This window comes from Schnuerera sp., assembly GCF_035459645.1.
Classification (GTDB): Bacteria; Bacillota; Clostridia; order Tissierellales; family Tepidimicrobiaceae; genus Schnuerera.
Genome location: NZ_DATHXO010000310.1, coordinates 1 through 2,479 on the forward strand (window position 1 = coordinate 1; position 2,479 = coordinate 2,479).

3 protein-coding genes are annotated in these 2,479 nt (G+C 32.7%); all 3 read left to right on the plus strand.

The genetic code is table 11. From position 1 onward, the window contains the following. Positions 1-689: substrate-binding domain-containing protein (locus tag VK998_RS07305; protein WP_325227087.1), on the plus strand; the 689-nt coding region annotated here is incomplete at its 5' end. A 65-nt stretch (positions 690-754) separates the two neighbouring features. After that, positions 755-1,645 (plus strand): phosphate ABC transporter permease subunit PstC, encoded by an 891-nt coding sequence (gene pstC, locus VK998_RS07310; RefSeq protein ID WP_414713580.1) that lies wholly within the window; start codon positions 755-757, stop codon positions 1,643-1,645. Beyond that, on the plus strand, positions 1,638-2,456 hold the full coding sequence (gene pstA, locus VK998_RS07315) for a phosphate ABC transporter permease PstA (protein ID WP_325227090.1): 819 nt from the start codon (positions 1,638-1,640) through the stop codon (positions 2,454-2,456). Before pstC ends, pstA begins: the two co-directional genes overlap by 8 nt. Positions 2,457-2,479: the final 23 nt, after the last annotated feature.

A 2,479-nucleotide genomic window follows, 5' to 3' on the forward strand; every position in this document is an offset into this window, starting at 1 on the left:
GCAATAAAGTGGACAGAACTTATTCTGAAGCAATCGTTCAAAATGGTACCAATGCAGTTATGACTACAGTAGCTGGTGACGAATATAGTATAGGATATATTTCCCTTGGTTCACTAAATGATACTGTAAAAGCAGTAAAAGTTAATGAAGTAGAAGCTACTGCTGAAAATATATTAAATAACTCTTATGAAGTAGCAAGACCGTTCAATGTAGCATATAAAGAAGATTTAAGTCCACTGGCTAAAGACTTCTTTGACTTCATACTTAGTGCTGATGGACAAAAGATTGTTGTAGAAGAAGGATATGTACAAGTTGACACCGAAGCACCAAGTTATGAGGGGGATGGTACACAAAGTGGTACTTTAGTTGCTGCAGGATCCACTTCAGTATCTCCTCTAATGGAAAAATTAGTTGAAGAATATCAAAAATTAAATCCAGAAGCATCCATAGAAATTCAATCTACTGGCTCCTCTGCTGGTATGCAATCTGCTATGGAAGGTACTGCTGATATAGGCATGGCTTCAAGAGAGCTTAAAGATTCAGAGCTTGCAGAATTAACTCCAATAGTCATAGCTTTAGATGGAATTGCAATTATAGTGAATAATAATAATACTCTAGATAATTTATCTATCGATGATGTGAAATCAATTTATATAGGAGAAACTACTAAATGGAATGATATAAAATAAAAACTCTCCCTTTCATTCAATATAGCCTAGTTAACTAGGCTATATTGAATTGTAAATTTAGCTTAATGAATATAGAAACGAAGGTGAAAAAAATGACTTCTAAATCCACTGAAAATTTTATGAAAATAATATTCTTTATTTCAGCAACCATGTCCATAATCGCTATAATACTAATATGTATATTTATATTTGCTGGAGGTATACCCTTTTTACAAGAATATGGACTAAAAAACTTCCTCCTAGGAACTGAATGGAAACCTAACGACACTCCTAATACCTTTGGAATATTACCTATGATACTAGGCTCTATCTACGTTACTATAGGAGCAGTAATTATAGGGGTTCCAATAGGTGTTTTAACTGCAACATATTTGGCTAAATTTTGTAATACTAAAGTATATAAATTTTTAAAGCCTGCTATCAATTTAATGGCTGGAATTCCTTCTATTGTTTACGGTTTTTTTGCTTTAGTAGTTATTGTGCCTATTATCCGAAATATATTTGGAGGAACTGGCATGAATATAATTACTGCTTCTATTTTACTTGGAATAATGATACTCCCAACCATTATTAATATATCTGAGGCATCTATTAGAGCCGTTCCAAATAGTTATTATGAAGGAAGTATTGCTCTTGGTGCATCCCATGAAAAATCCGTCATATCAGTAATACTACCTGCTGCTAAATCTGGTATATTATCCAGTATTATACTTGGAATTGGCCGTGCTATTGGAGAAACTATGGCTGTAATTTTAGTAGCAGGAAATCAAGCACGAATGCCTGCTGGTATTACAAAAGGGGTTAGAACCCTGACTACTAATATTGTAATTGAAATGGCTTATGCTGCAGACGAACATAGACAAGCTTTAATTGCAACAGCTACTATATTGTTTGCATTTATATTGATTATCAATGGGGTATTTTTATTAATAAAGAGGAGGAATGAAAATGGATAGAGCAATAAAAACGGTAGTAAAAGCATCTGCATTTATAACATTCAGTGTGCTGTTCTTTATAATTGGCTATATTTTGATAAAAGGTATACCTCACTTGAATCCATCTTTGTTCCAATTTAAATATACTACAGAGAATGTATCTCTTTTTCCTGCTATGATTACTACTATGATGCTAATCCTTTTAACTTTAGTTATCGCAACTCCTATAGGAGTATTTACTGGATTTTATCTTGTAGAATATGCAAAAAAGGGTAATAAGTTTGTTGAAATTATTAGAATTGCAACGGAAACTTTATCTGGAATACCTTCTATTGTATATGGATTATTTGGCATGTTGTTTTTTGTTATAAGACTTAACTTTAAATACTCATTGTTAGCAGGTGCTTTAACCGCTGCAATTATGGTTCTTCCTTTAATTATTCGAACTACAGAAGAAGCCTTGCTTTCTGTTGATAATTCCCTTAGGGAAGCAAGTTTTGCTCTAGGCGCAGGAAAACTTCGTACTATTTTTAGAGTAGTTCTCTCTGTAGCCATGCCAGGAATTTTATCAGGCATAATACTTTCTATCGGTCGTATTGTTGGAGAAACTGCAGCATTAATATTTACTCTAGGAACTGCAACAAAAATTCCAGAAAATTTATTTTCATCTGGTCGTACATTAGCCCTCCATATGTATGTATTATCTACAGAGGGACTTCATGTAAAAGAATCTTATGCAACAGGAGTTGTGTTGTTAATTGTAGTATTGATGGTAAATGGATTATCCACATTATTAAGCAATAAATTGACAAAGGGGAATCAAAATGAATAAATTTAATATAAATAATTTAGAAC

Bases quoted from the DNA above. Each gene is read 5' to 3' on its own strand.
- pstA (WP_325227090.1), top strand. From the start codon at position 1,638: ATGGATAGAGCAATAAAAACGGTAGTAAAAGCATCTGCATTTATAACA.
- pstC (WP_414713580.1), top strand. From the start codon at position 755: ATGAATATAGAAACGAAGGTGAAAAAAATGACTTCTAAATCCACTGAA.